General features: G+C 33.8%; 17 protein-coding genes. 14 read left to right on the top strand and 3 right to left on the bottom strand.

Annotation, left to right across the window (positions count from 1 at the left end):
- Positions 1-3 precede the first annotated feature (3 nt).
- Complete coding sequence (locus ACHRV3_RS02670; protein WP_395435710.1) at positions 4-1,014, top strand: hypothetical protein; 1,011 nt, start codon at positions 4-6, stop codon at positions 1,012-1,014.
- A gap of 9 nt (positions 1,015-1,023) precedes the next feature.
- Here ACHRV3_RS02670 and ACHRV3_RS02665 read toward each other — a convergent pair whose 3' ends face one another.
- Positions 1,024-1,578 (bottom strand): phage tail protein, encoded by a 555-nt coding sequence (locus ACHRV3_RS02665; protein WP_395435711.1) that lies wholly within the window; start codon positions 1,576-1,578, stop codon positions 1,024-1,026.
- A 524-nt stretch (positions 1,579-2,102) separates the two neighbouring features.
- Between ACHRV3_RS02665 and ACHRV3_RS02660 the strand changes: the two genes are divergently transcribed.
- From ACHRV3_RS02660 to ACHRV3_RS02630, 7 genes are all read left to right on the top strand, one after another.
- The gene (locus ACHRV3_RS02660) at positions 2,103-2,477 is read left to right on the top strand and encodes a hypothetical protein (protein ID WP_230002249.1); all 375 of its coding nucleotides are present in this window, start codon (positions 2,103-2,105) and stop codon (positions 2,475-2,477) included.
- Positions 2,478-2,631: 154 nt separating this feature from the next.
- Positions 2,632-3,000 carry a heavy-metal-associated domain-containing protein gene (locus tag ACHRV3_RS02655; RefSeq protein ID WP_395435712.1) on the top strand — a complete coding sequence of 123 codons (369 nt, stop codon included), beginning with the start codon at positions 2,632-2,634 and terminating at the stop codon, positions 2,998-3,000.
- A 29-nt stretch (positions 3,001-3,029) separates the two neighbouring features.
- Complete coding sequence (locus ACHRV3_RS02650; protein WP_230002247.1) at positions 3,030-3,515, top strand: TlpA disulfide reductase family protein; 486 nt, start codon at positions 3,030-3,032, stop codon at positions 3,513-3,515.
- A 1-nt stretch (position 3,516) separates the two neighbouring features.
- A complete protein-coding gene (locus tag ACHRV3_RS02645; RefSeq protein ID WP_395435713.1) occupies positions 3,517-4,041 on the top strand; it encodes a heavy-metal-associated domain-containing protein in 525 nt (174 codons plus the stop codon).
- A 2-nt stretch (positions 4,042-4,043) separates the two neighbouring features.
- On the top strand, positions 4,044-4,850 hold the full coding sequence (locus tag ACHRV3_RS02640) for a hypothetical protein (protein ID WP_395435714.1): 807 nt from the start codon (positions 4,044-4,046) through the stop codon (positions 4,848-4,850).
- 176 nt (positions 4,851-5,026) lie between these two features.
- Entirely contained in the window at positions 5,027-7,000 is a 1,974-nt protein-coding gene (locus ACHRV3_RS02635; protein ID WP_395435715.1) for a cytochrome c biogenesis protein CcdA, read from the top strand.
- A gap of 1,217 nt (positions 7,001-8,217) precedes the next feature.
- On the top strand, positions 8,218-8,652 hold the full coding sequence (locus tag ACHRV3_RS02630; RefSeq protein WP_395427491.1) for an META domain-containing protein: 435 nt from the start codon (positions 8,218-8,220) through the stop codon (positions 8,650-8,652).
- 199 nt (positions 8,653-8,851) lie between these two features.
- On the opposite strand, the gene ACHRV3_RS02625 is transcribed toward ACHRV3_RS02630, so the two are convergent.
- The gene (locus ACHRV3_RS02625) at positions 8,852-9,838 is read right to left on the bottom strand and encodes a hypothetical protein (protein WP_395435716.1); all 987 of its coding nucleotides are present in this window, start codon (positions 9,836-9,838) and stop codon (positions 8,852-8,854) included.
- Positions 9,839-10,010: 172 nt separating this feature from the next.
- A complete protein-coding gene (locus tag ACHRV3_RS02620) occupies positions 10,011-10,607 on the bottom strand; it encodes a hypothetical protein (protein ID WP_395435717.1) in 597 nt (198 codons plus the stop codon).
- 761 nt (positions 10,608-11,368) lie between these two features.
- Between ACHRV3_RS02620 and ACHRV3_RS02615 the strand changes: the two genes are divergently transcribed.
- From ACHRV3_RS02615 to ACHRV3_RS02590, 6 genes are all read left to right on the top strand, one after another.
- Positions 11,369-12,676 carry a gliding motility-associated C-terminal domain-containing protein gene (locus ACHRV3_RS02615; protein ID WP_395435718.1) on the top strand — a complete coding sequence of 436 codons (1,308 nt, stop codon included), beginning with the start codon at positions 11,369-11,371 and terminating at the stop codon, positions 12,674-12,676.
- A 1,531-nt stretch (positions 12,677-14,207) separates the two neighbouring features.
- Positions 14,208-15,140 carry a type IX secretion system membrane protein PorP/SprF gene (locus tag ACHRV3_RS02610; RefSeq protein WP_395435719.1) on the top strand — a complete coding sequence of 311 codons (933 nt, stop codon included), beginning with the start codon at positions 14,208-14,210 and terminating at the stop codon, positions 15,138-15,140.
- A 300-nt stretch (positions 15,141-15,440) separates the two neighbouring features.
- Positions 15,441-17,297, top strand: coding sequence for a histidine kinase (locus ACHRV3_RS02605; protein WP_395435720.1), 1,857 nt, complete (start codon positions 15,441-15,443; stop codon positions 17,295-17,297).
- Positions 17,290-17,994 (top strand): LytTR family DNA-binding domain-containing protein, encoded by a 705-nt coding sequence (locus ACHRV3_RS02600; protein ID WP_230002238.1) that lies wholly within the window; start codon positions 17,290-17,292, stop codon positions 17,992-17,994. Before ACHRV3_RS02605 ends, ACHRV3_RS02600 begins: the two co-directional genes overlap by 8 nt.
- 1,103 nt (positions 17,995-19,097) lie before the next feature.
- The gene (locus ACHRV3_RS02595; protein ID WP_395435721.1) at positions 19,098-20,243 is read left to right on the top strand and encodes a hypothetical protein; all 1,146 of its coding nucleotides are present in this window, start codon (positions 19,098-19,100) and stop codon (positions 20,241-20,243) included.
- Between the two features lie 126 nt (positions 20,244-20,369).
- Positions 20,370-21,692 (top strand): hypothetical protein, encoded by a 1,323-nt coding sequence (locus ACHRV3_RS02590; RefSeq protein WP_395442773.1) that lies wholly within the window; start codon positions 20,370-20,372, stop codon positions 21,690-21,692.
- Positions 21,693-21,800 lie beyond the last annotated feature (108 nt).

The raw sequence follows: 21,800 nt of genomic DNA, 5'->3' as shown, positions 1-21,800 counted from the left end.
AACATGTATAAACAGGAACTTACATTTATTGCGAAATCTATCATTGCATCAAATACTATTGATGAGCATATACGATGTGCCGGAGAACTTTCAGAGTTTTATAAAAAAGTGACCAAGATTTTTATTTCTGAGAGCAATGAGACTTTCGTAAAAGGCGGTATTGCTTTATCCAGTTCCGGAGCCGCAGATTGTGTTGATGACAGTTTGCGCACAGTTTTTTTTATAAAAGGTATTTATAAGGCTTTAACTAAATTAAGTATAGATTTTCCCGAAAGAAGTATTAATGTACTATATGCCGGATGTGGTCCGTATGCGACACTAATTTTACCGTTGCTTCCGTTATTTAGTAAAGAGAAAATTAATGCTCTTTTACTCGATATTAATGCAGAATCAATCTCTTCTGTACAGCAACTTGTTTCTGTCATTGGTCTTGAAGAGTATAATATTCATTTAGTTGAAACTAATGCTATTACGTATACAAAACCAGTTGATTTTACTATAGATCTTGCCATATCCGAAACCATGCATTATGCGCTTACACGTGAACCGCAGGTCGCGATCATGAGAAATATTACCAGACAATTAGCTTCTTATGCTATATTAATTCCCGAAGAAATAAGTATTGATCTGGCCTATACCTTTTTTGATTATGAGCCTTACCTTAAATACACTATAGATGGAATAAAGGGCTACAAAGAAATGCAGCCCTATCCTGATAACGTATTTGTTGATAGATTATTTACAATAAACAAAGAACATTGCGGCAGAGAAAATCACAATTCAAAATTGGAAAGTTCTTTTTATGATCTGCCTGAGAATTTTAGCAATCATCCTGATATTGCCATTTTTACTGAATTAAAGATATTTGAAGACATTACGTTAAGAACGGCAGAGTCTTTTATTACAAATCCTTATTGTTTAGTATCGATGTATAATCTCAGGGATTATTCAAAAATTCAATTGGTATATGATTTTAGTGAAATACCACAATGGTCATATAGCTTAAAAAAATAATCTTATCTTTTAATTTCTAGAAGGGAAAATACCTTCAAGACAAATGATGTATGTCAATGCCAAATAAGGTTGCATTATTGAGATTGGAATATTACTTCCAGTCGCACCGGTAGTGATAGAACTTGCCAAATTAACACTTGGGGTTGATGTTGCAAATCCTAACGTCGGGGTAAACACTCTTGATACAATCGATCCCGGTACAGCAAAAGAAGCACCGGCTACCGGTGTAGAATCTGTAGCGTTAGCAGTACTTACAGATATAGTTCCTACACCTGCGTGAACGTGTGTTGGAAGGTTACTTGTTAAAATGCTTGTTGTTGTAGTACCTGCTGTTTGTCCTTGAACATAACTTCCGCTTGGGCTTGTTCCAGCACCAATAGCTACGTTACCTTGTAGGTTAGGTAAGGCGAATGTAGTTTGACCATTACCTCCGTAAGTAGTACCTAAAATTGAAAATAATGCCGTGTTCTGAGCAATTGACATTATTTGTCCATTACATAAGGCCCATCCTCTTGGCGCAAAATTTCCCGCAAAAAGCTTTACAATTCCAATGTATTCTTCCATAATAAAATAGATTAAGTTAATTTATAATAGTTTTGATACAACAAAGCTACTTTATTGCCTACTCACAAGGGCAGGTAGAAATACCTGTTTTTGTAGTAGATTTTGCCCTTAAATAGCTTTGTGTTGAAGTTAATCGCTTAATAATGAGTTTAATCTGACTTTGTTATTTTTTTGTTAACGCTTTTGAATGGCTTTCGGGAGCCCATTAAGTAAAATTTAATAGCTTTTTTTGAATGAAAATAGGGGTGAATACAGTACTAAATTTGAAGGTATTGGTAATGATTTTTAACTCACTGATATTTAATTATTTAGTTTTGATTTCAAATTCACAGCTGTAAACTTATTCTTTAGCTGTACAAAGTGTTAAACTGCGAAAAAAATACTCTTTTATCAAAAGGCAATTTCTTTATGTGGTCTTAACATTCAGTTGTTTAGGAAAAAGGCTGCTGTTTTTCTGAGGCCAACTATAGTCTTCTTGATTTTTTTTACAAAAAACTTAACAACTCGATACTCAATATAATTGTATGTTTGTATCCGAAATGCCGAAAAACAGCTACATATTACTTCTACTTATTCTTGGACTCTTTTTAAGTCCAATGCAATCTTTTGCACATAATAGTAGTAAGAAAGAAATGTCATGCTGTAAAAAAGAATCTTCTGAAAAATCTTGTTGTAAAGAAAAGAAGTCTAAAGAAACCAAACACGATTGCGATAGCAGTTGTTCGGGAGTTTCTTGTGGTTGTCCTGTAATGTATTGTGGTTTTAGCCCAATGTTTGTTTTTCAGGAAGCGAACGACGCTCTTTTTGATTTTTCAGATCGCAGACAAACTTATTTTTATTCAGAAGTGTTTATTTCTTCTGATTTCCGTTCTATCTGGCTTCCTCCTAAAATAAGCTAGATTTTCTTCTTTGACAGCCGTAAGTGCGTCAAATTTAAGCCTGTTCAGGCAACAAAATCATTTATTAAATCCGTATTAGTTTCAGAACATAGCTGTATCTGCTATAGTTTCTGTTGTACCCGTCGGATAAATTCATTCAAAAATTAAAAAAAACATGAAATCAATATATAAAGTATTGGTAGCAATAATACTATTGTTATCAGTGGCAACTGTCAACGCGCAAAGTAAAAATAAAGTAACTGAAACTGTAAAAATTAATGGAAACTGTGCCATGTGCAAAAAGACCATCGAAACCACAGCAAATACCAAATCAGCGGTATTAAATTGGAATAAAGACACAAAGACTGCTGTAGTTACTTACGACCCTAAGAAAACCAATTTAGAGGAGATCCTAAAACGCGTATCTGATGCAGGATATGATAACGAAAAATTCACGGCCACAACTACCGCTTATGACAACCTTCACGGATGTTGCCAATACGACAGAGAAACTCCGAAGAAAGCACAATGTCATAAACAGTAGTAATACTATTCACTCTAAATTAAATTTTTATGTTTAAAATAAAAAATGTAACCGTAGCATTCCTAATGATTTTAAGTTTTTCATTAGCAAATGCACAGATAAAAGTAGGTGATAACCTTCCCAATATTCAACTTCAAAATGATAAAAATGCAGCTGTAAAACTAAATTCTTTTAAAGGAAAAACAGTTTTGGTTGACTTTTGGGCCTCCTGGTGTGCACCTTGTCGATTAGCGAATAAAAATTTGGTCAAAATGTACGATAAGTATAAAGGTCAAAATTTTGAAATCGTTGGAATCTCAATTGATGCCGATAAAGACAAATGGTTGAAAGCCATAGCAAAAGACAAAATGAAACATCAGCAGTTAATTGACCCAAAAGGTTTTGACGCGAAAACGGCAGTACTTTTTGGAGTAGAAGCGCTACCATCAACTTATCTTTTTGATGCATCCGGAAAATTGATCGCGATCGATCCTACAGAAGCTCAGATTATTGCACAAATCAAAAAAAACAAATAAAATGAAAACCTTATCTATAAAATCTCTTGCCATTGCACTTTTGGTAATGCTTGGCAGCATAAAATCATACGCTCAAATTTCTAAAGCTGAAATAATTGCTACAGGATTAACTTGTTCAATGTGTTCTAACGCCATAAATAAGCAATTAAAATCAATGACGGAAGTAGACAGTATCAGCACCGATTTAAACACCAATACGTTTACGGTCTATTTTAAAAAAGACGTGGCATTACAACCTAAAGTACTTAAAAATGCAGTCGAGAAAGCAGGCTTTTTTGTTGGCTCTATGGTGCTGACGATGAAAGTGGATCCGCAAAAACTGGAAAACAATACGCTTAAAATAGCCGACGGTACTTTTGTGTTTATTGATTCTAAAAACCCGGTTTCAGGTAATGAAACTGCCTATCAGGTCATTGACAAAGGTTTTGTAACACAGAAAGCATACAAAAAATTAAGTAAAACGTATTCAAATCAACCAAGTTATGCTGTTGAAAATGAAAACGATTATCATTTAAAAACCATATAATAATGAGACAATTATCAATCCTATTTTTGTTGCTTGTTTCATTTAATAGTAAGGCACAGGAATTATTTGTTGTAACCGAGCCCGCCAGTAATGCTCCGGCGGGTTCTATTTCAGCCTGCGTAGGACAGTCTTTGATGAAGAACCAATTCGACGGAGGTAACATCTATGCTTTGTCGCCTGAAGTTACCTGGGGTGTCAACAAAAATTTAATGGTACGAGCCTCTGCTTATTTAAATAATATGAACAGTGGACTGGAGTACAAAGGGGGAGGGGTTTATGCCAAATACCGTTTTTTCTCCATAGATGATCTTCAAAGTCATTTTAGAATGGCTGCTTTTGGGCGATACAGCTGGAACAATGCTCCGGTTAGTAGTGAAGCTATTGATTTGATGGGGATGAATACAGGCTATGAAGCCGGTTTGGTTGCCACACAATTAATTAAAAAAGTAGCGCTAAGTTCAACAGTAAGTTACGGACAGGCTTTTGATAACAATAACAACAACTTTCCGGACAGTCAAGGCAAGAGTGCTATAAATTACACTTTTTCAGTTGGACGATTAATGCATCCCAAAAAATACACCAGCTATAAACAAACGAACATTAACACGATGTTAGAGTTTGTAGGTCAGACGATCACTGCCGATGGTAAGTCGTTTATGGATGTAGTGCCTTCAATTCAGTTTATCATCAATAGTCAGGCGAGAATTGATTTGGCTTACAGGAAAGAACTGTACAGCTCGATGAACCGTATCACATCAGATGGTTTCTTTTTGAAATTAGAGTACACCTTTTTTAATGTAACCAAGTAAACAACTTCTTTATAAAATGTAATCCTTAAAAAGTTTTTTTTAAACCAATAAAAAGGAGTAGACAACTATTTTTCGATGGCAGCACCGTTGCCATCGAAAGAGTTGTTATGCAGATTAAAGAAAGGATCGAAAACAAAACGATAACCGGAACATCTCGTTCTGCTTAAATTGAAACCATGAAAAAAATACTATATGTAGTGCTCCTGCTGTTTGCTTTTGTAAACGGGCAGGCACAAATTTTAAATCCCGTAAAATGGACGCCAAAAATAGAAAAGAAATCCAATGCTGATTTTTTGATTACCGTCAACGGAACCATTGAAACCGGTTGGCATGTTTATTCACAATTTACCCCAGATGGTGGACCTCTGCCGGCAGAACTGATCTTTCATAAAAAAGATGGAAATTATGAGTTAATTGGAAAAGCGACCGAAAGTGAAACAGAAAGAAAATTTAACGACATTTTTGGAGTTGATGAAATTTTCTTTTCAAGCAAAGTTGCTTTTGCACAATCGATTAAAAATACGAATACAGAGAATGAAATTATTCAGCTCGAACTAGCCTATCAGGTGTGCAAAGAAAACTGCATAAGCGAGACCAAATACTTTGAGTTTAACTTAAAATCATTAGAAGCGAAAGAAATCGAAGCCTCGGCAATTAACACTCAAAAAACAATAAAAACAGATTCGAAAGTTCCTCTTGTAACAGAAAAGGACAATTCAGATTCAGAAACAGGTTTGGGGACTATTTTCTTTATAGCCTTTTTATCCGGATTCGCGGCACTGTTGACACCCTGCGTATTTCCTATGATTCCGATGACGGTGAGTTTTTTTACCAAACAAAGTAAAAACAGAGCCAAAGGAATTAAAAATGCCATTATATACGGATTGTCCATTATTCTGATTTATGTTTTTTTAGGCTCAGTGATTACACTTATTTTCGGTGCTGATGCTTTAAATGCTTTGTCTACTAACGTATGGTTTAATGTTGTTTTCTTTGTACTGTTAGTGGTTTTTGCCAGTTCTTTTCTGGGTGCTTTCGAAATAATGCTGCCTAATTCCTGGGCCAATAAAGTCGATCAGCAGGCAGACAGGGGCGGTATTATAGGCATACTTTTTATGGCACTCGCTTTGGCTATAGTGTCGTTTTCCTGTACAGGTCCCATTATCGGAACTTTGTTGGTAGAAGCCGCATCTAAAGGCGGTATTGCTCCAATTGTTGGAATGTTGGGCTTTTCTTCCGCATTGGCATTGCCTTTTATGCTATTTGCTTTATTTCCGAGCTGGTTAAACACATTACCCAAATCAGGAGGCTGGTTGAATACCGTGAAAGTATTTTTAGGCTTTTTAGAATTGGCGCTGGCATTTAAATTTTTATCCAATGCCGATTTGGTTTTGCAATTGCATTGGTTTGAGCGTGAAATATTCTTAGCAGTCTGGATTGCCATATTTGGTACATTGGCCTTGTATCTGTTCGGAAAAATTACACTGCCTCACGATTCACCGACTTCCTCTATTTCTGTAGGACGTTTGTCTGTAGGGTTAATTGTATTGAGTTTTACGATTTATCTGATTCCGGGTTTATGGGGAGCACCATTAAAATTAATCAGCGGTTTCCCGCCACCAATGACTTACAGTGAATCTCCATATGGAGTGGGAGGTACCAAAGCGGGAAATACTATTTCTACGACAGTATTGCCCGATGGCGCACACAAAGGCCCGCATGATATTATGGCTTTTACAGATTATGAAAAAGGATTGGCATATGCGAAATCGGTTAACAAACCTATTCTTTTGGACTTTACAGGATTTGCTTGTGTAAACTGCCGAAAAATGGAAGATTACGTTTGGTCCGATCCCAAAATATTGTCGATTTTAAACAATGAAGTTGTATTAATATCACTCTATGTTGATGATAAAAGAGAACTACCCGAAAGCGAGCAATACGTCTCCAAAGAAACTGGAAAAACAATAAAATCAATCGGTAATAAATGGAGTGACTTCCAGATTACAAGATACAAAGCCAATGCACAACCGTATTATCTTATTTTAGATACGAAGGAGAACAGTTTGAACAAAGCTGTCGGATATATGCCAGACGTCACTGAATATGAAGAATGGTTGCAATCCGGTATTCAGCAGTTTAAAAAGTAGGTAAGGTACAGAGGTTCTCAGGTACAAAGGGGCAAAGTTTTTAAACCATATAAGTAATGTAAGTCATTTAAGTCCAACTTATATTTTCTCATATGACTTATATGGTTTGATAATCTCAGTTTCCGCTATTCTTGTTGATGCAGAACCTGAAACTTGAAACCTGAAACAAGTAAAATATACGTTGTAGTCTGTCATTTCGAGCGAAGTCGAGAAATCACACAAGAAACTCCGTACAGTTTGTCATCCTGAGGAACGAAGGATCTACGTTTGCTGAATTGATACTGTTGAACTTCACTTTACGGAATTACTTGCGAAGATACTTCGTTCCTCAGTATGACAAAATCATGGAAAATAGAAACTTAGTACTTTATGTGATTTCTCGACTTCGCTCGAAATGACAGAATTGTGATAACCCTGAAACCAGTAACCAGTAACTTGAAACCTGAAACAAAAACCATATAAGTGATGTAAGTCATTTAAGCCCAACTTATATTTTCTCATATGACTTATATGGTTTAATAATCTCAGTTTACATTATTCGTATTGAAGTAGAAACTGAAACCTGAAACTTGAAACCTGAAACCAGTAAATTATACGTTGTAGTCTGTCATTTCGAGCGAAGTCGAGAAATCACACTAGAAACTCCGTACAGTTTGTCATCCTGAGGAACGAAGGATCTACGTTTGCTGAATCGATACTGTTGAACTTCACTTTACGGAATTACTTGCGAAGATACTTCGTTCCTCAGTATGACAAAATCATGGAAAATAGAAACTTAGTACTTTATGTGATTTCTCGACTTCGCTCGAAATAACAGAATTGTGATACCCCTGAAACCAGTAACCAGTAACTTGAACCCTGAAACAAAAACGATATAAGTAATGTAAGTCATTTTAAGTCCAACTTATATTTTCTCATATGACTTATATGATTTAATAATCTCAGTTTCCATTATTAGTGTTGAAGTAGAACCTGAAACTTGAAACTTGAAACAAAACCATATAAGTAATGTAAGTCATTTAAGCTCAACTTATATTTTCTCATATGACTTATATGGTTTAATAATCTCAGTTTTCATTAATCCGTGTTGAAGTAAAACCCGAAACCTGAAACCTGAAACAAAAAAACATTTGTAAGCACAATCAGGCACGAATATTGTGAAAGTAATTCCAATCATTAAAAATTAAAATCATTAATTAAAAAACACAATCACATTTATGAAAAATTATGTAATCGCGATCGTTGCAATTTCAACGGTATTCTTTAGTTCCTGCAAAGCCTCAAAAGAAACAAAAAGTACTGCCAACATTTATGATACAACCTGGGAGTTAGAGTATATTTCAGGACCAAGAATCGCTTTTGACGGATTATTTCCAAACAAAAAACCACAACTTACTTTTGATCAGAAAGAAACCAGAGTGTATGGAAATAATGGTTGTAACGGCTACAGTGCTTCCTATACTTTAGACGGAAAAAAACTTTCTTTTGGAGAGGCCGGACCAACAACAATGATGTTTTGTGATGGTGGAGGAGAGCAACAGTTCCTGCAACAAATAAATAAAATCACAAGTTATACGATTGATAAAGAGGGAAAATTAAATTTAAATGAAGGTGATGTCCCGATGATGCGATTTAAAAAAGTAGCCAAATAAGCACTACAACAGATTCTAAAAGCAGAAGCGTAAATATAAATAAACCCCAATATACATTTAGTACATTGGGGTTTTATATTTGTACGTATTTAAAATCAAGTACGTTTTGTCTCTGGAATTTCAAGTTCCAAAAGTTGGAATTTGGGATTTAAAAAATTGGAATTTAACCCCAAATTTATTTCCACCAGAATTACGTTATCTAAATATGTTTTTTAACATAATCAATAATATCCTGAACTATTTCATCTATTGCATTTTGTTCAGGGTTGAATGTACTACCATCAAAATACCTGGCATCAGTACCATTTCCGGTAGGAGAACGATGATGAATATCAATAGAATCTCTCCAGAAATTAGCATGATTTTTCCACTCTTCCTTATTAACCAGAGCAGGTTCTGTAAACCACAGATTCCATGATAAGGTGTTTCCGGGCTGAAGCATATTTCCTGAACCCAGATTAAAAATGTTCATTATTAAATGATTAAAACCATCCACAAGGGAGCTTTTTGTCTCTTTGATAGCACCAATTTCTACGGCAAGAAAGGCCGTTGCAAATGCCTCAGCTTCGTGTAGTGCAAACGGTGGATTTTCAAATTCAGGATTTAATCCGTGTATCACCTCAAAAATGGGTTGAGTAGGATCATTTTGTTTGTGTGTTGTAACTCGGATCGCGTGTTCTTTATCTAACGGAAATTTAAAAGGACCATATTCCATAAAGGCCCAAATATCATTAAATATGCCTCCCTTTTTTTTATCTCGCGTTAACCAAATTTTGCCTTCCACTGTCATGTCTATTGCGATTTCTTTGGTTACTTCATTGACCCAGCCTCTTTGTCCGGTAACGGTAACCTCGACATTGATGCAAATCTCATCTTTGATCCAAACTCCTTGTTGTGGACAGATAACGGAATATACCCTTCCTTCATCGGTATAACCGGCTCTCGAGATATAGGGAGCAAATTGCTGATAGCATCGTTTCGTATTAATAGGACTGTCTTTCTCTGTCTCCCAACTAAACTCGGGCCATCTTACGCCAAGCTGACGCTGAAGAAAATTAATATTGTCCATATTACCCAACATTGGTAAAGAGGAAAGATCTCGGATTGGATATAACATTGGTGAACCTGCCGGTGGAAACCCGCCAACCCATCCTGCTGGAATGGGTGAATTTTGATTGTCTTGCATGGTATTGTTATTTAGGATTAAGTAACAAACTTAATGCAATGTATAATCCTACAAGAGCGTAGAACTACCCGTTTTTATGCATTTGCCAAATACAGAGGCATAAAATGATCAAAATCAGATAGTTTCGTTCATTGGTGTCCTTTTTACTGGTGGTTATTTCGGTAACAATCTTTTACTCTTTAAATAAAATAATAGTGGCTTTATAACCCGTACCCACATTCCATTCACTTGCATTAATAACGGTACCTTTGTCATCATATACCTCAAACTGAGCAGTATTCGGAGAAGCAAAGCCCTCATTTAGAGCTTCAAAATCGATTTTATTAATGCCTGCTATGAGTTTTATTTTAAATTCTTTAAACGTTCCATCAAGACTAACTTCCGGTTCAACGATCTTATCATTCAGATATATTTTTATCTTATCACCATCCACATAAGCAGCATCTCGGTAACGAATTGTAGAAGTAAAGGATTTGGTCTTAAAACCTCCTAAATATTGATTTCTTCTGTAAAAAATCCCTTCAATATTAGCTTCTTTTTTGTATAAATTGGGATCTTTAAAAAGTTCTGCAGGATCAATTTTCAATGGATCCGGTTTTTCCACAATAGCAGGCGGCGCAATCTTTGTTGAAATCTCTTTCGGAGGAATAACTTCTTTTTTTTCCGATTCTTTTGCAGGGATTGGTTTGAATTTATTATTCATTTCATCCTGCGCATATCCCTGTAAGGATACCCCAACCAATATAATTAAAAACAATATACTTTTCATCTCTTGTAAATATTAACAAATAAAACATAATAGACATAAAGTGAAACACTTTAATACCTATTTGTATAAACACTTAATTAAGGGATTTATTGTATTTATTGAAGATCAAAAATCAAAAAAAATAAGAATACTTAACAAATTTAGGGACAAAGTTTTCTGAAAAATTGTTTCTGTAATTTAAAGAGATAGCAGTATGTCGTATGCAATTTTGCTCGAATAAAATGTAGCATTTTGAAAGGTTTTGTTTCAAATATAAATTGCAATCGATCAGGTGTTGATTAATTAAAAGGTTTTAGTTTATGCTATTGTAAGTTTGCACGGATTTCGTTAAAAGGTAAGATAAATATCTTTTATGGAATAATGGAATTAGACCGGATTGCCATAATGAAGCCGATGAAAAGTTTGTGTTTTGGATGGATTAAACTTGTTAAGGTAATTAAACGATGTTTTATGTTTCATTAGAACAAGAGGGTGAATTTCAATTTTTATTCTTTTAAATATTGTTTCAGGTTATCTGTCTGTTTTATGGCGTTTGGGGATGTCATTTGCGGGCAGATTCCTGACCAATAACTAGGTAGCGGGTCTTATGAATAGTACTTGTCCCATCTTGTTTTTTGATTTAAAGTTAATTTTGTTTTCATTCGAATTAATTCTGCTTACTTAAAATTTTCACGATTATAAAACGAATCGTTTTGATTATTAATTCCTTTTGTTTGATTGTCCGTTTGGTGGTTTATTTGCTTTGAAATTAGATATTTAATATGAAAAAAGAGGATTTAAGATTGCAAAAAGACCATTTATGGGGAATTGAAATAAATAAATTTAGTAATAATATGAAATTATATCTTACCGCTTTCTTTTTGCAAGTTGTGATTTGTTTTGGCCAAAATAATGAGGTCTTAAATAATGGGATTGTCTCAATAAAAGAGAATACTATAGTTTCTGTATATGGAGATTTTATCAATTCTGTAAATGGGCGTTTTCAGAATGATGGCGATGTTTCTTTTAAACAAAATTTTCGTAATAATGGCGTAGTGGCTTTCAATGACAAACAAAACGGTTACACCAGATTTACGGGTTCAGAAATACAAAATATCGAAGGGACTGTGGAATCTCAATTTAAAAATGTTCAATTTTTGAATACTAATCGTTCAAATGCCAGTTTTAATCTACGTGGTAATATTTCTATAGATGGAATGGCTCTGTTTGAAAAAGGGATTTTGAACAATAGAGATTTTGGAGGGGCTATAACTTTTGGTTTTGATGCAGTAAATAGCTTGGCTTCAGATTTAAGTTTTGTTGATGGAGATGTATATAAGATGGGTAAATCGGATTTTACATTTCCAATTGGAACTAATAAAAGTTACAGACGTTATATTATATCAGGTCTGGATGATGTAAATATTTTAAATGTAATATATTATAATTTGAATTCAGATGCATTGTACCCACATTCCGCAAAAGAAGATGAGGTAGAATTAATTGCAGATAATGAATATTGGGTTATTGATAAAGATAAGAACGATAAGGCTGATATTTTTATTTCACTAAGTTGGTCTGAAGATATGTCGCAGTCCGAAATAATTTCAGATCCTAAAAAAATTGGAATTGTAAAATGGAATCCGGAAAGCAAAAAATGGATAGTCATTAACAGTGTTTCCGATCTGCAGAGTAAGGTCGTGACAGCTGTCACTAAAAACGATGCTAAAGGAATCTTTACTTTGGCAAAGATAAAAAGGGAGGATACGGCAGGGGCAGGATCAGATTTAAAGACATATAATGCCGTTTCACCTAATAATGATGGAGTAAATGATTATTTCAAAATTGAAAATATTGAAAACTATCCTAATAATACCGTTGAGATTTATAATAGATGGGGAGCCAGAGTTTTTAAAACAAACAATTATGATTCTACAGGAAATGTTTTCGATGGATTCATGGCTGGTAAAGGAATAAAAGTCGGAACAGGTAAGCTTCCGGCGGGCACTTATTTCTATACCATTGAATACGGAACCGGAGCTGATAAAAAATTAAATACAAAATCAGGGTATTTGTATCTTAGTGAGTAAGTGTATATTTTTTTATACATATAAAATCATTGAATTTCATTTACATATGATGATATAGTAAATGAAAAAACAGATCAAGTCTAAAAGTTGCTTCCCAACAACTTTTGGATTTGGTCTTTTGTTTTTTCTAATAATATCTTATTCAGTACTAAAAGCTTGTTAGCATACGGTTTTGGATCAAGTCCTAAAGTTGTGGGGAAGTAAAAATCTCGCAGAGTCGCAAAATCGCAAAGTTTTAATGAAAAAACAGGAAAAAACTTAGCGGCTTGGCGTCTTTTCGAGATCGTCAAAGCGAGAAGTTAGAAAATTAGGAACCTTAAAAAGCTCTGGCCAAAAAGTATATGATCTGCTACTTCTAAACAAAAGAAATTTCTAAAAATTATTTCACAACTTTTTAACTTGATTCGAAATTACAGAACTACAAGATATTTGTTCCTCCACAACAATATGTCTTGATCCACGATTTTAGCGTTTAGTACTGAATTAATTTGGCATCACTTGTAAGATCTAGTTTTATTAGTTAAAAGATCAAATCTAAAAGTTGTGGAGTAGTAAAAAAAGAATAACAAATAGCTTTAGTTTAAAAAGAAAAAGAAAACCCTTTTTAATCTTAAAAATCCGTGGCTACTTTTTATTCTAGCACAAATTGTAGGAAAGTTCATTTTGGAGCTCAACAAAGAGTTGCTAAGTTGTGTACAATGTTAAAACAGTAAAGACATCAAAGAGAACAGCATGTAGATTTGCTTCGTCTGTTCGCTGTCCTCCTGTTGAAAGATTTTCGAAGGAAGCAAGGAGAAAATCTGCTGAATCTGCGTGAAAACAAAAGGCTAGAATAATCCAAAAAGTCGGAAATATAAATTTAATGTTTATCAGTAATTTTAAAAAAGAGTTAGTGATGAGTAAGTCGTTTGTATTTCTTGTTTTTCATCATTTTGTCACGAATTACACGAATCAAGTTTTAAAATTATTGGCGAGAAACATCGCCGAAGATTGAAGGCTTAGGATGGTTTAACCCCCAACAGCATAGAAACAATTCGCGGAAATTAGTGTAATTCGTGGCAAAAAAAAGACCTCTCTTTGTCAGTAATTTTAAAAAGAATTAAATAATCTGTGCAAATCCTCTTAATCTGTGGCAAAAAATAATTAACGGCAATTTGCGAAATTCGTGGCAAAAAAAGCCCCCCCTTTGTTAGTGATTTTAAAAAGAATCAAATAATTTGTGAAAATCCTCCTAATCTGTGGCAAAAAATAATTCGCGGAAATTAGTGTAATTCGTGGCAAAAAAAAGGCCCCTCTTTGCCAGTAACTTAAAAGGAGTTAGATAGAATTAAAAGATTGAATCATAAATTTATGATTTTCATTTTGCAATTTCCCTTGTCAATTAAAGAGCAAATTAGGCTATTTTAATTACACTCCGTTTGATTATTAGCACAATTATAAGTTAGAACATATCGATTATTAACTTGTAGTGATCGAGTGTGTTTTTTTGAATTTTCTTCGTAAGATATTAATAGTATCGCACAGAGAATTTATGAAAAAAAATACAACAGGAAAAAATGTCTTTTTTCTACTACTTTTTTTACTAAGTATTAATTTTAGTATGTTAGGGCAGATGGATCCCCAGTATTCGCAATATATGTACACTACCACATATTTCAATCCAGCGTATGCAGGAAGTGATAATTGTACAAATATTACAGGAAGCTATCGTTCACAATGGGTAGGTTTGGACGGAGCGCCGAAAACAGCATCGATATCGATGAATGCACCCATGTACAAAAAAATGGGAGTAGGGGTTTCCTTAATCAATGATAATATTGGACCAATGCAGGAAAATAACCTGGCATTAGATTTATCGTATGGTTTGGATATTGATAATTTTAAACTTGCTTTTGGTATTAAAACTTCTTTAAATGTATTAAATGTTGATTTTACAAAGCTGAAAATTTATAACGACTTAGATCCGGTTTTTGCCAGTAATGTAGAAAATCAACTTTCACCTAATGTGGGTGCCGGTGTTTATGCCTATTCAAGCAGATTTTATGTAGGGCTCTCAGTGCCGCAGATGATTATGACGAAACGATATAATGAAGAAAATTATTCCGTTGTTCATAGAAAGTTTCAAACCTATCTTATTGGTGGGTATGTTTTTGATCTGGACTATAATCTGAAATTTAAACCTACTTTTATGATTAAAAACATTGAAGGAGCTCCCTTGCAAGCAGACGTTTCAGCTAATTTTCTTTATGCAGAGAAATTTAATGCCGGGATTTCATACCGAGTCGGATCTTCTTTCAGTGCACTCTGCGGATTTCAGATAACAAACAATCTTTTTATTGGATATTCTTATGATACCGAAGTAACTAAGTTGACGAATTATAATTCAGGATCGCATGAGTTATTTGTTGGATTTAAAATTTTCAAGAGCGGAAGCTCCAAAAACCTTGAACCCCGTTTCTTTTAATTTTTGTAGGTTAAGCTTAAATTGTATAAAAAGCAGATGGGTTTATTGATACTGTTGAGATGTATAAAAACTTGTTGATAGAGGATATTTCAAGATATATAAGAATTTGGCAACTCAAGTATTTATAAGTGTTGCAAATTTTAGACATGAGGTCTTTTGTAGTGAGAAGAAGCATAAGTTGAAGAAGAGAATTGAAATTGTAGTACGGTCTATTTAATAAAATTCTAGTTACGAGCAACTTACTAGTAAATAAAGTAATATCTTTAAGAGGTATTTTTTATCAAAATTGTAATATTTAAAATGATGATTGGAAATAGATTAGTTTTTCTTCTTTTTTTTATAACTCTATTTTTAGCGCCTAAAGCATATAGTCAGTCAGATTTGGATTTTGATGCAATAGATAGTGTAATTTATGGATACCAAACCAACCGATATTCATGGTGTAAAAATCAGTTAGATATACTTAAAGATAAAAACATAGATTTCCCAAAGATATCGCAAGTTATTTACGCAAAATCGGCTGAGTTTATGGCATCAAGAAACTTAGATGTTTTGGCCGAAATGGAAATGAGAAAAGCGCTTGTCATTTGTAACAATGATAAGTGTTATCCGGAAAAGGGTATTGTTAATATTATTAATGCTGAATATTATTTTGATCGCGATAAAATTGTAAAAGCATTGGAAATTATCCTTCAAAATAATCTGCAACTTGAAGAGCACGCCCCCTATTCGACAGTACTGTCTGATAGTTATTTTCAGACAGTAAGATACTATAACAGTTTAGAATCTTTTGAAAAAGCAAAAGTGTTTTTAAAGAAAACTATTGAGCATTCTAAAAAAATTAACTATAAAATCAATTTGTCAAGAATCTTCAATCAATATGGAATTATATTAAGAAAACAGAAAATTCCTAAAGAAGCGCTGAAATATTTTAGGTTATCTATTAAAAACGATAAGTTGAATAAAAATTTTAGTCTGCACAGTTCAACTTATAATAACATGGCTTCTGTATATATTGATTTGAAAAATTATGATAGTGCTTATTTTTGCTTAAAGACGTCATTAAAGTATGTCTCAAAGGGGTATGTCCCGTATATCGATTTGAAGAGTCTCGAGGCCAGTATAAATAAAAAAATGGCATTAGTTTTTGAAAGAAAAATAATGATAGACAGTGCTCTCTATTATGGTAAAAAATCTTTAGGTTACTATTCAAGTAATAGTTATTTTTTAAACGATCAAGAAAGCTTGTATAGAATTCTTTCTGAATGTTACGAAAAGAAAATGATGCTGGATAGTGCCTTATATTATCAAAAACTAGAATTAAAAGAGTTTAAGAGTGTGCGATTTTTAGAAAAAAAAGATCTGGTGGACAGGACTACGGAGCAAGCGAGGATTAAACATCAGAGTGAGGATATTAAGCTATTGAATGACAAGAACCAGCTAGAACAAGAGGTATTCCAGAGTGAACGTATTATAGTATTTGTAATCATGTTGCTGATAGGGCTTATTTTGTACGGCTTTTATCGTAAAAATATTGTAAGACAACAACAAACTGCGCTGCAGTTGGAGCAGAAAGTATTGAGATCACAGATGAATCCCCACTTTATATTTAATGCCCTTGTTGCGATTCAGAACTCAATGATGGATTCTGATATATTAGTATCAGCTTCCCATGTAGCAAAATTTGCGAAGCTCATAAGACAGAACTTTGATTTTACACAAAAAGAATATATTACGTTAGAGGAAGATTTGGGGGCGTTAAAAAATTATATATCAGTCCAAAAAATGAGGTTTGGGGAAAGTTTTGATTGTTTTATAGAATATGAAAATGTCGAAATTGAGACTATTTTAGTTCCGCCCTTAATGTTGCAACCTTTTGTAGAAAATGCTATAGAAATTGGTTTTAAAGGAATTGAAGAATTAGGGATTCTAAAGATAAAGATATTTAATATTTCTGAGAAAAGAATTGGTTTTTGTATTTCGGATAACGGGGTTGGCTATAAGGTGGTTGAAGACGATAAGTTACATTCCACAGAAGTTTTTAGAGCCAGGCTCTTTCTGCACAATAGCCAAGATTTGAAAAGTTTTACGGTTGTGTCCAGACCGGATTTTGAAGGAACTAAAATTGAATTTAAATACACAATAAAATATGTATAAAGTATTAATTATTGAAGATGAGGTAGCTGCGGCTTCAGCCCTTGAAAAGATGTTATTTATTTTAGAGCCAGAGTTTAAGATTTGTGCTAAGATTTCCAGTATATTCGAAAGTCTTGTTTTCTTGAAAGATACGAGTGTAGATATTGTTTTTCTGGATATTCAGTTGGCTGATGGAGATTGTTTTGAATTATTATCAAAAATCCCGCAAATAAATTTTTCAATCATTTTTATTACCGCTTATAATAATCATGCAGTAAAAGCTTTTAAGTTTAGTGCGATTGATTATATTCTTAAACCGGTTGATCCTGATGATCTTGCAAAAGCAATAGTAAAAGCAAAAGAGAGAATTAACAATCGGGCTCAGATTGAGTATTTTTTAAGCAACAGAAAAAAGGAAGTCCCTCGTCTGACTCTTAATGTTTTGTCTGAAACTTTTTATGTTGATATTGAAGATATTATCAGACTGGAAGCGGATACAGCTTATACCAAGTTTATTTTGAAAAATAAAATAATTTTGGTGTCAAAAAACATGAAGTATTATGAAGATCTATTGAGTGAATATGACTTTATAAGAGTTCACAATTCACACTTAGTGGCCAAAAATAAAATAATATCGAAGAAATTAGCCCATGTAGTGATGAGTAATGGCGATGAAGTACCGGTATCTGTAAGAAAGAGATCTTTGTTTAAGAAATGAAGTGTTTAATTGCTGCAATCTAAAGAGCATCTTTTGATTTAGTTGATGCAATATTGAAACATTCAGGAGCCATTAAAGAAGTCGGTTTTGATGCGATTAATCAAAAAACGGTTCATACAGATGGGAACTTCTGTAAAAAAGCATACCTTTATTTTAATTTGATTCCAAACTGTTGTTCTGTTAAAATAATTAATTCAAGTTGTTATTTCTCTTTTCTGTGAAATGAAACAAGTTATAGGATTTTGTAAAAAAGTCTCACACAGATTTTAGGGAATTGAAATAAAAAAAATCCGCAGCATCTGCGTGAAAAATAACTTAACTTCATGCTATTGAGCAAAAGCAGGAGACTATTCAAATAGTAACAGATTGAAAAAGAATAATGAACCAGCAGCTTGAATTAATTATATTCTCTTAAACGCTTTTTTATCTTGCACGTATGTTTGGGCCATCATTAGTCTGCAGAGATAAAAAATCGTAGCCTAAATTTAGAAGAAGCTATAAATTAATTGATCAATAATGAGGTTCGGTTTTTAGTTTTTTGCCTGTAATAGTTTGACGTAAATGCGCTCTAAAGTTATTACAGAAAAACAAAAAGAGTGAAAATTTTAAAATTTTCACTCTTTTTGTTTTTATACTTCTCAATATCCTCTCACTCTAATGGACTTCTTATTATTGAAATAGGATTGTTTTATAGAAATAAAGATTTAACTGTAAAGTTGGATTTTTTTTTATTTAAGATAACATACTATTTGTTGTTTCCTACTTTTCTAAATAATACCCAACACTTTTGTGATTTATTCAAGTTGCTGGTTTGTAGGTAGTAAAAGAATAAGGAAGCTGTTTTTTTAGGAAAATAAATGTTTCTCCGCGTTCTGTACAGATACAATTAGCTCTTTTTTCTGTTTAAATATATTTTGTATGACAGCAAAATGCAAATAATAAAACATTAGTACATAAAATTACTATTACGGATATCCCGCAATAATGTTTTGAAAGTAAAACTAGATATATCAAATATCAATTCGATTTACGCACTAATAAAACATATTGGCTAATAATAGTTGTACTTTTTTTTATTTGCATAGAAATAAATTGATTTAAATATGAAAAAAGATGTACTTAGTTTCTTCTCATTGTTTCTAATAGGAGGTTATGTTAGTTATGCTCAGGTGGGAATTGGAACTCTTGTCCCAAATCCATCAGCTCAATTAGATGTTACAACTGCTAAGGGTGTAAATAAAGGGATGTTAATTCCTAGAATTTCCCTTACTGGTACAACAGATATTAAAACTATTGATAATGGGAATGTTGAAAGCCTTTTAGTTTTTAATACTTCAAGTATTTTAGATGTTATGCCAGGATATTATTACTGGTTTAATAATAAATGGAATAGGATCGTAATTTCTGATGAATTAAATAATTTATCACGCTCAAATGACCTTACAGGTGCTGCTGGAGCTCCGGGAACTCCGGGAGTGAGTATCCCTGCAGGAACAAACTTCTATTTGGATACTACAACCAAAATTTTTTATGTTTTAGAACCGGGATCAAATCCTAAAAACTGGATTCCATTACAAAATGGGTTAAAGGGAGAAAAAGGAGATACTGGAATACAGGGTATACAAGGAATTCAGGGAGAAAAAGGAGATACAGGGGATACTGGCTTACAGGGTATACAAGGAATTCAAGGAGAAAAAGGAGATACTGGTTTACAGGGTATACAAGGAATTCAAGGAGACCAGGGACCTGCTGGGGCTGATGGAACATTACTCCCAGAAGCTACGAACTTGATTATGGGGAAAATACAACTTGCAGGTGACTTATCGGGTACAGCAGATTCACCTAGTGTTGTTGCTTCAACAGAATCGAGAGCGGGTAAAGTTCAGTTGGCTACGGTTGCTGAAACTACAGCAGGAACAGTAGATACAAAAGCAGTTCATCCCGCAGGTTTGAAAGTAGAATTGGATAAAAAAGCGGGCCTTCCCGTATTGAAAGATGTAACGGCCAATTATACAGCTGTGAGTACAGATGAATTTTTATCATGTGTCGGAGATGTAACCATAACATTACCTGATCCCGTGAGCAATAATGGCAAACGAATGGTGATTTACAAAGTAGATGAAGGTACAATTTTAACTTTTAGTAGCCCAATTAAATATACTTCTAACCAATTTTTCACAACCATAAACTATCCTAAATCAGTAATTGTATGGGCTAATAATGGGGTTTGGAATGTGGGAGAGTGGTAGTACTCACATAATTTAAATGACTCAAATTGAATCGACAAAATAAATAAAAAATGATTTGATTTTTTAGGTGTAAACCGATCAGAATCCTAAATCATTTTAGAAAAAAAAAATAAAAAATATTTTATTATGAATAAAAATTTATTAAAAATAGGAAGTGTAGTATTACTTGCCTTGGCTACGGAGTCTGTTAGCAGTCAGATAGTCCAAAAGATTGGAGATAATCCTTTCACATTGAGTCCAAGCGCTGTTTTGGAATTAGAATCAACATCAAAGGGTTTTTTAGCTCCACGAATGACAACTATTCAGCGAGATGCTATTGTTTCGCGTGCCGTTGGTTTGATTATTTATAATACTACAACAAATACGTTGGAAGTGTGGGATGGAACAGTTTGGTACAGTACTTCTGGCAGTGGTAAATACATACCGCTTTCCGGAGCTACCATGACAGGATTGTTGACCTTATCAGCAGATCCGACTGCGGATTTAGGTGCAGCTACTAAACAATATGTCGATACGAAAGCACCTATAGCGGCCCCAACATTTACAGGAGATGCTAGAGCAGAGACAGCAACAGCAGCAGATAATGACACTTCTATAGCCACAACAGCTTTTGTAAGTACAGCAGTGAGTAATGCGACACCCGATGCAACAACTTTAGTAAAAGGAAAGATTCAATTAGCGGGTGATTTATTAGGTTCAGCGGATTCTCCTAGTGTTGTTGCTTCAACAGAATCGAAAGCGGGTAAAGTTCAGTTGGCTAATGCTGCAGAAACTAAAGCTGGAACATTAGAAACAAAAGCAGTTCATCCAAAAGGTTTGAAAGAAGCATTAGATCTAAAAGCACCTATAGCGGATCCAAAATTTACAGGAGACGCAAAAGCAGAGACAGCAGCAGCAGCTGATAATGATACTTCTATAGCCACAACAGCTTTTGTAAGTACAGCAGTGAGTAATGCGACACCCGACGCAACAACTTTAGTAAAAGGAAAGATTCAATTAACGGGTGATTTATTAGGTTCAGCGGATTCTCCTACTGTTGTTGCTTCAACAGAATCGAAAGCGGGTAAAGTTCAATTGGCTAATGCTGCAGAAACTACAGCTGGAACAGACAAGACAAAAGCAGTTCATCCTGCAGGTTTGAAAGTAGAATTAGATAAAAAAGCAAACGTTATCGTAGTTAAAACGGCATTAAATAGTAGTTATACATCCAGCGCAGATGAAGTTATATATGCTGGTGGAAATGTGACAATGACATTGCCAGATGTTGCGCTTAACAAAAACAAAACGCTTAAAATTTGCAAAACAGGTGAGGGTACTTTAACCTTTAGTGCCGCAGTTTACTATTTTGATGATATGCGCGTACTGAAATCATTTACAACAATAAATTATTCTAAAGTAATAACTCTAATTTCAGATGGATCAAATTGGACTGTGGCAGGTTGGAATTAGTACTGTCATAATTTAAAATAACTCGAATTAAATTGGGCTAACAAATGAAATATAAAAATAATTCTAGATTATTAATAGGTAAAACAGATCAGTATCCTAAATCATTTT

Origin of the sequence: Flavobacterium sp. FlaQc-49 (assembly GCF_044005985.1) — a bacterium.
Classification (GTDB): Bacteria; Bacteroidota; Bacteroidia; order Flavobacteriales; family Flavobacteriaceae; genus Flavobacterium; species Flavobacterium cupriresistens.
The sequence above is the reverse complement of the archived record's forward strand: the minus strand, read 5'-3'. Positions and strand labels throughout refer to the sequence as shown.

Bases quoted from the DNA above. Each gene is read 5' to 3' on its own strand.
- ACHRV3_RS02660 (WP_230002249.1), top strand. From the start codon at position 2,103: ATGTTTGTATCCGAAATGCCGAAAAACAGCTACATATTACTTCTACTT.
- ACHRV3_RS02635 (WP_395435715.1), top strand. From the start codon at position 5,027: ATGAAAAAAATACTATATGTAGTGCTCCTGCTGTTTGCTTTTGTAAAC.
- ACHRV3_RS02640 (WP_395435714.1), top strand. From the start codon at position 4,044: ATGAGACAATTATCAATCCTATTTTTGTTGCTTGTTTCATTTAATAGT.
- ACHRV3_RS02595 (WP_395435721.1), top strand. From the start codon at position 19,098: ATGAAAAAAGATGTACTTAGTTTCTTCTCATTGTTTCTAATAGGAGGT.
- ACHRV3_RS02605 (WP_395435720.1), top strand. From the start codon at position 15,441: ATGATGATTGGAAATAGATTAGTTTTTCTTCTTTTTTTTATAACTCTA.
- ACHRV3_RS02590 (WP_395442773.1), top strand. From the start codon at position 20,370: ATGAATAAAAATTTATTAAAAATAGGAAGTGTAGTATTACTTGCCTTG.
- ACHRV3_RS02665 (WP_395435711.1), bottom strand. From the start codon at position 1,578: ATGGAAGAATACATTGGAATTGTAAAGCTTTTTGCGGGAAATTTTGCG.
- ACHRV3_RS02655 (WP_395435712.1), top strand. From the start codon at position 2,632: ATGAAATCAATATATAAAGTATTGGTAGCAATAATACTATTGTTATCA.
- ACHRV3_RS02630 (WP_395427491.1), top strand. From the start codon at position 8,218: ATGAAAAATTATGTAATCGCGATCGTTGCAATTTCAACGGTATTCTTT.
- ACHRV3_RS02615 (WP_395435718.1), top strand. From the start codon at position 11,369: ATGAAAAAAGAGGATTTAAGATTGCAAAAAGACCATTTATGGGGAATT.
- ACHRV3_RS02650 (WP_230002247.1), top strand. From the start codon at position 3,030: ATGTTTAAAATAAAAAATGTAACCGTAGCATTCCTAATGATTTTAAGT.
- ACHRV3_RS02670 (WP_395435710.1), top strand. From the start codon at position 4: ATGTATAAACAGGAACTTACATTTATTGCGAAATCTATCATTGCATCA.
- ACHRV3_RS02620 (WP_395435717.1), bottom strand. From the start codon at position 10,607: ATGAAAAGTATATTGTTTTTAATTATATTGGTTGGGGTATCCTTACAG.
- ACHRV3_RS02600 (WP_230002238.1), top strand. From the start codon at position 17,290: ATGTATAAAGTATTAATTATTGAAGATGAGGTAGCTGCGGCTTCAGCC.
- ACHRV3_RS02625 (WP_395435716.1), bottom strand. From the start codon at position 9,838: ATGCAAGACAATCAAAATTCACCCATTCCAGCAGGATGGGTTGGCGGG.
- ACHRV3_RS02610 (WP_395435719.1), top strand. From the start codon at position 14,208: ATGAAAAAAAATACAACAGGAAAAAATGTCTTTTTTCTACTACTTTTT.
- ACHRV3_RS02645 (WP_395435713.1), top strand. From the start codon at position 3,517: ATGAAAACCTTATCTATAAAATCTCTTGCCATTGCACTTTTGGTAATG.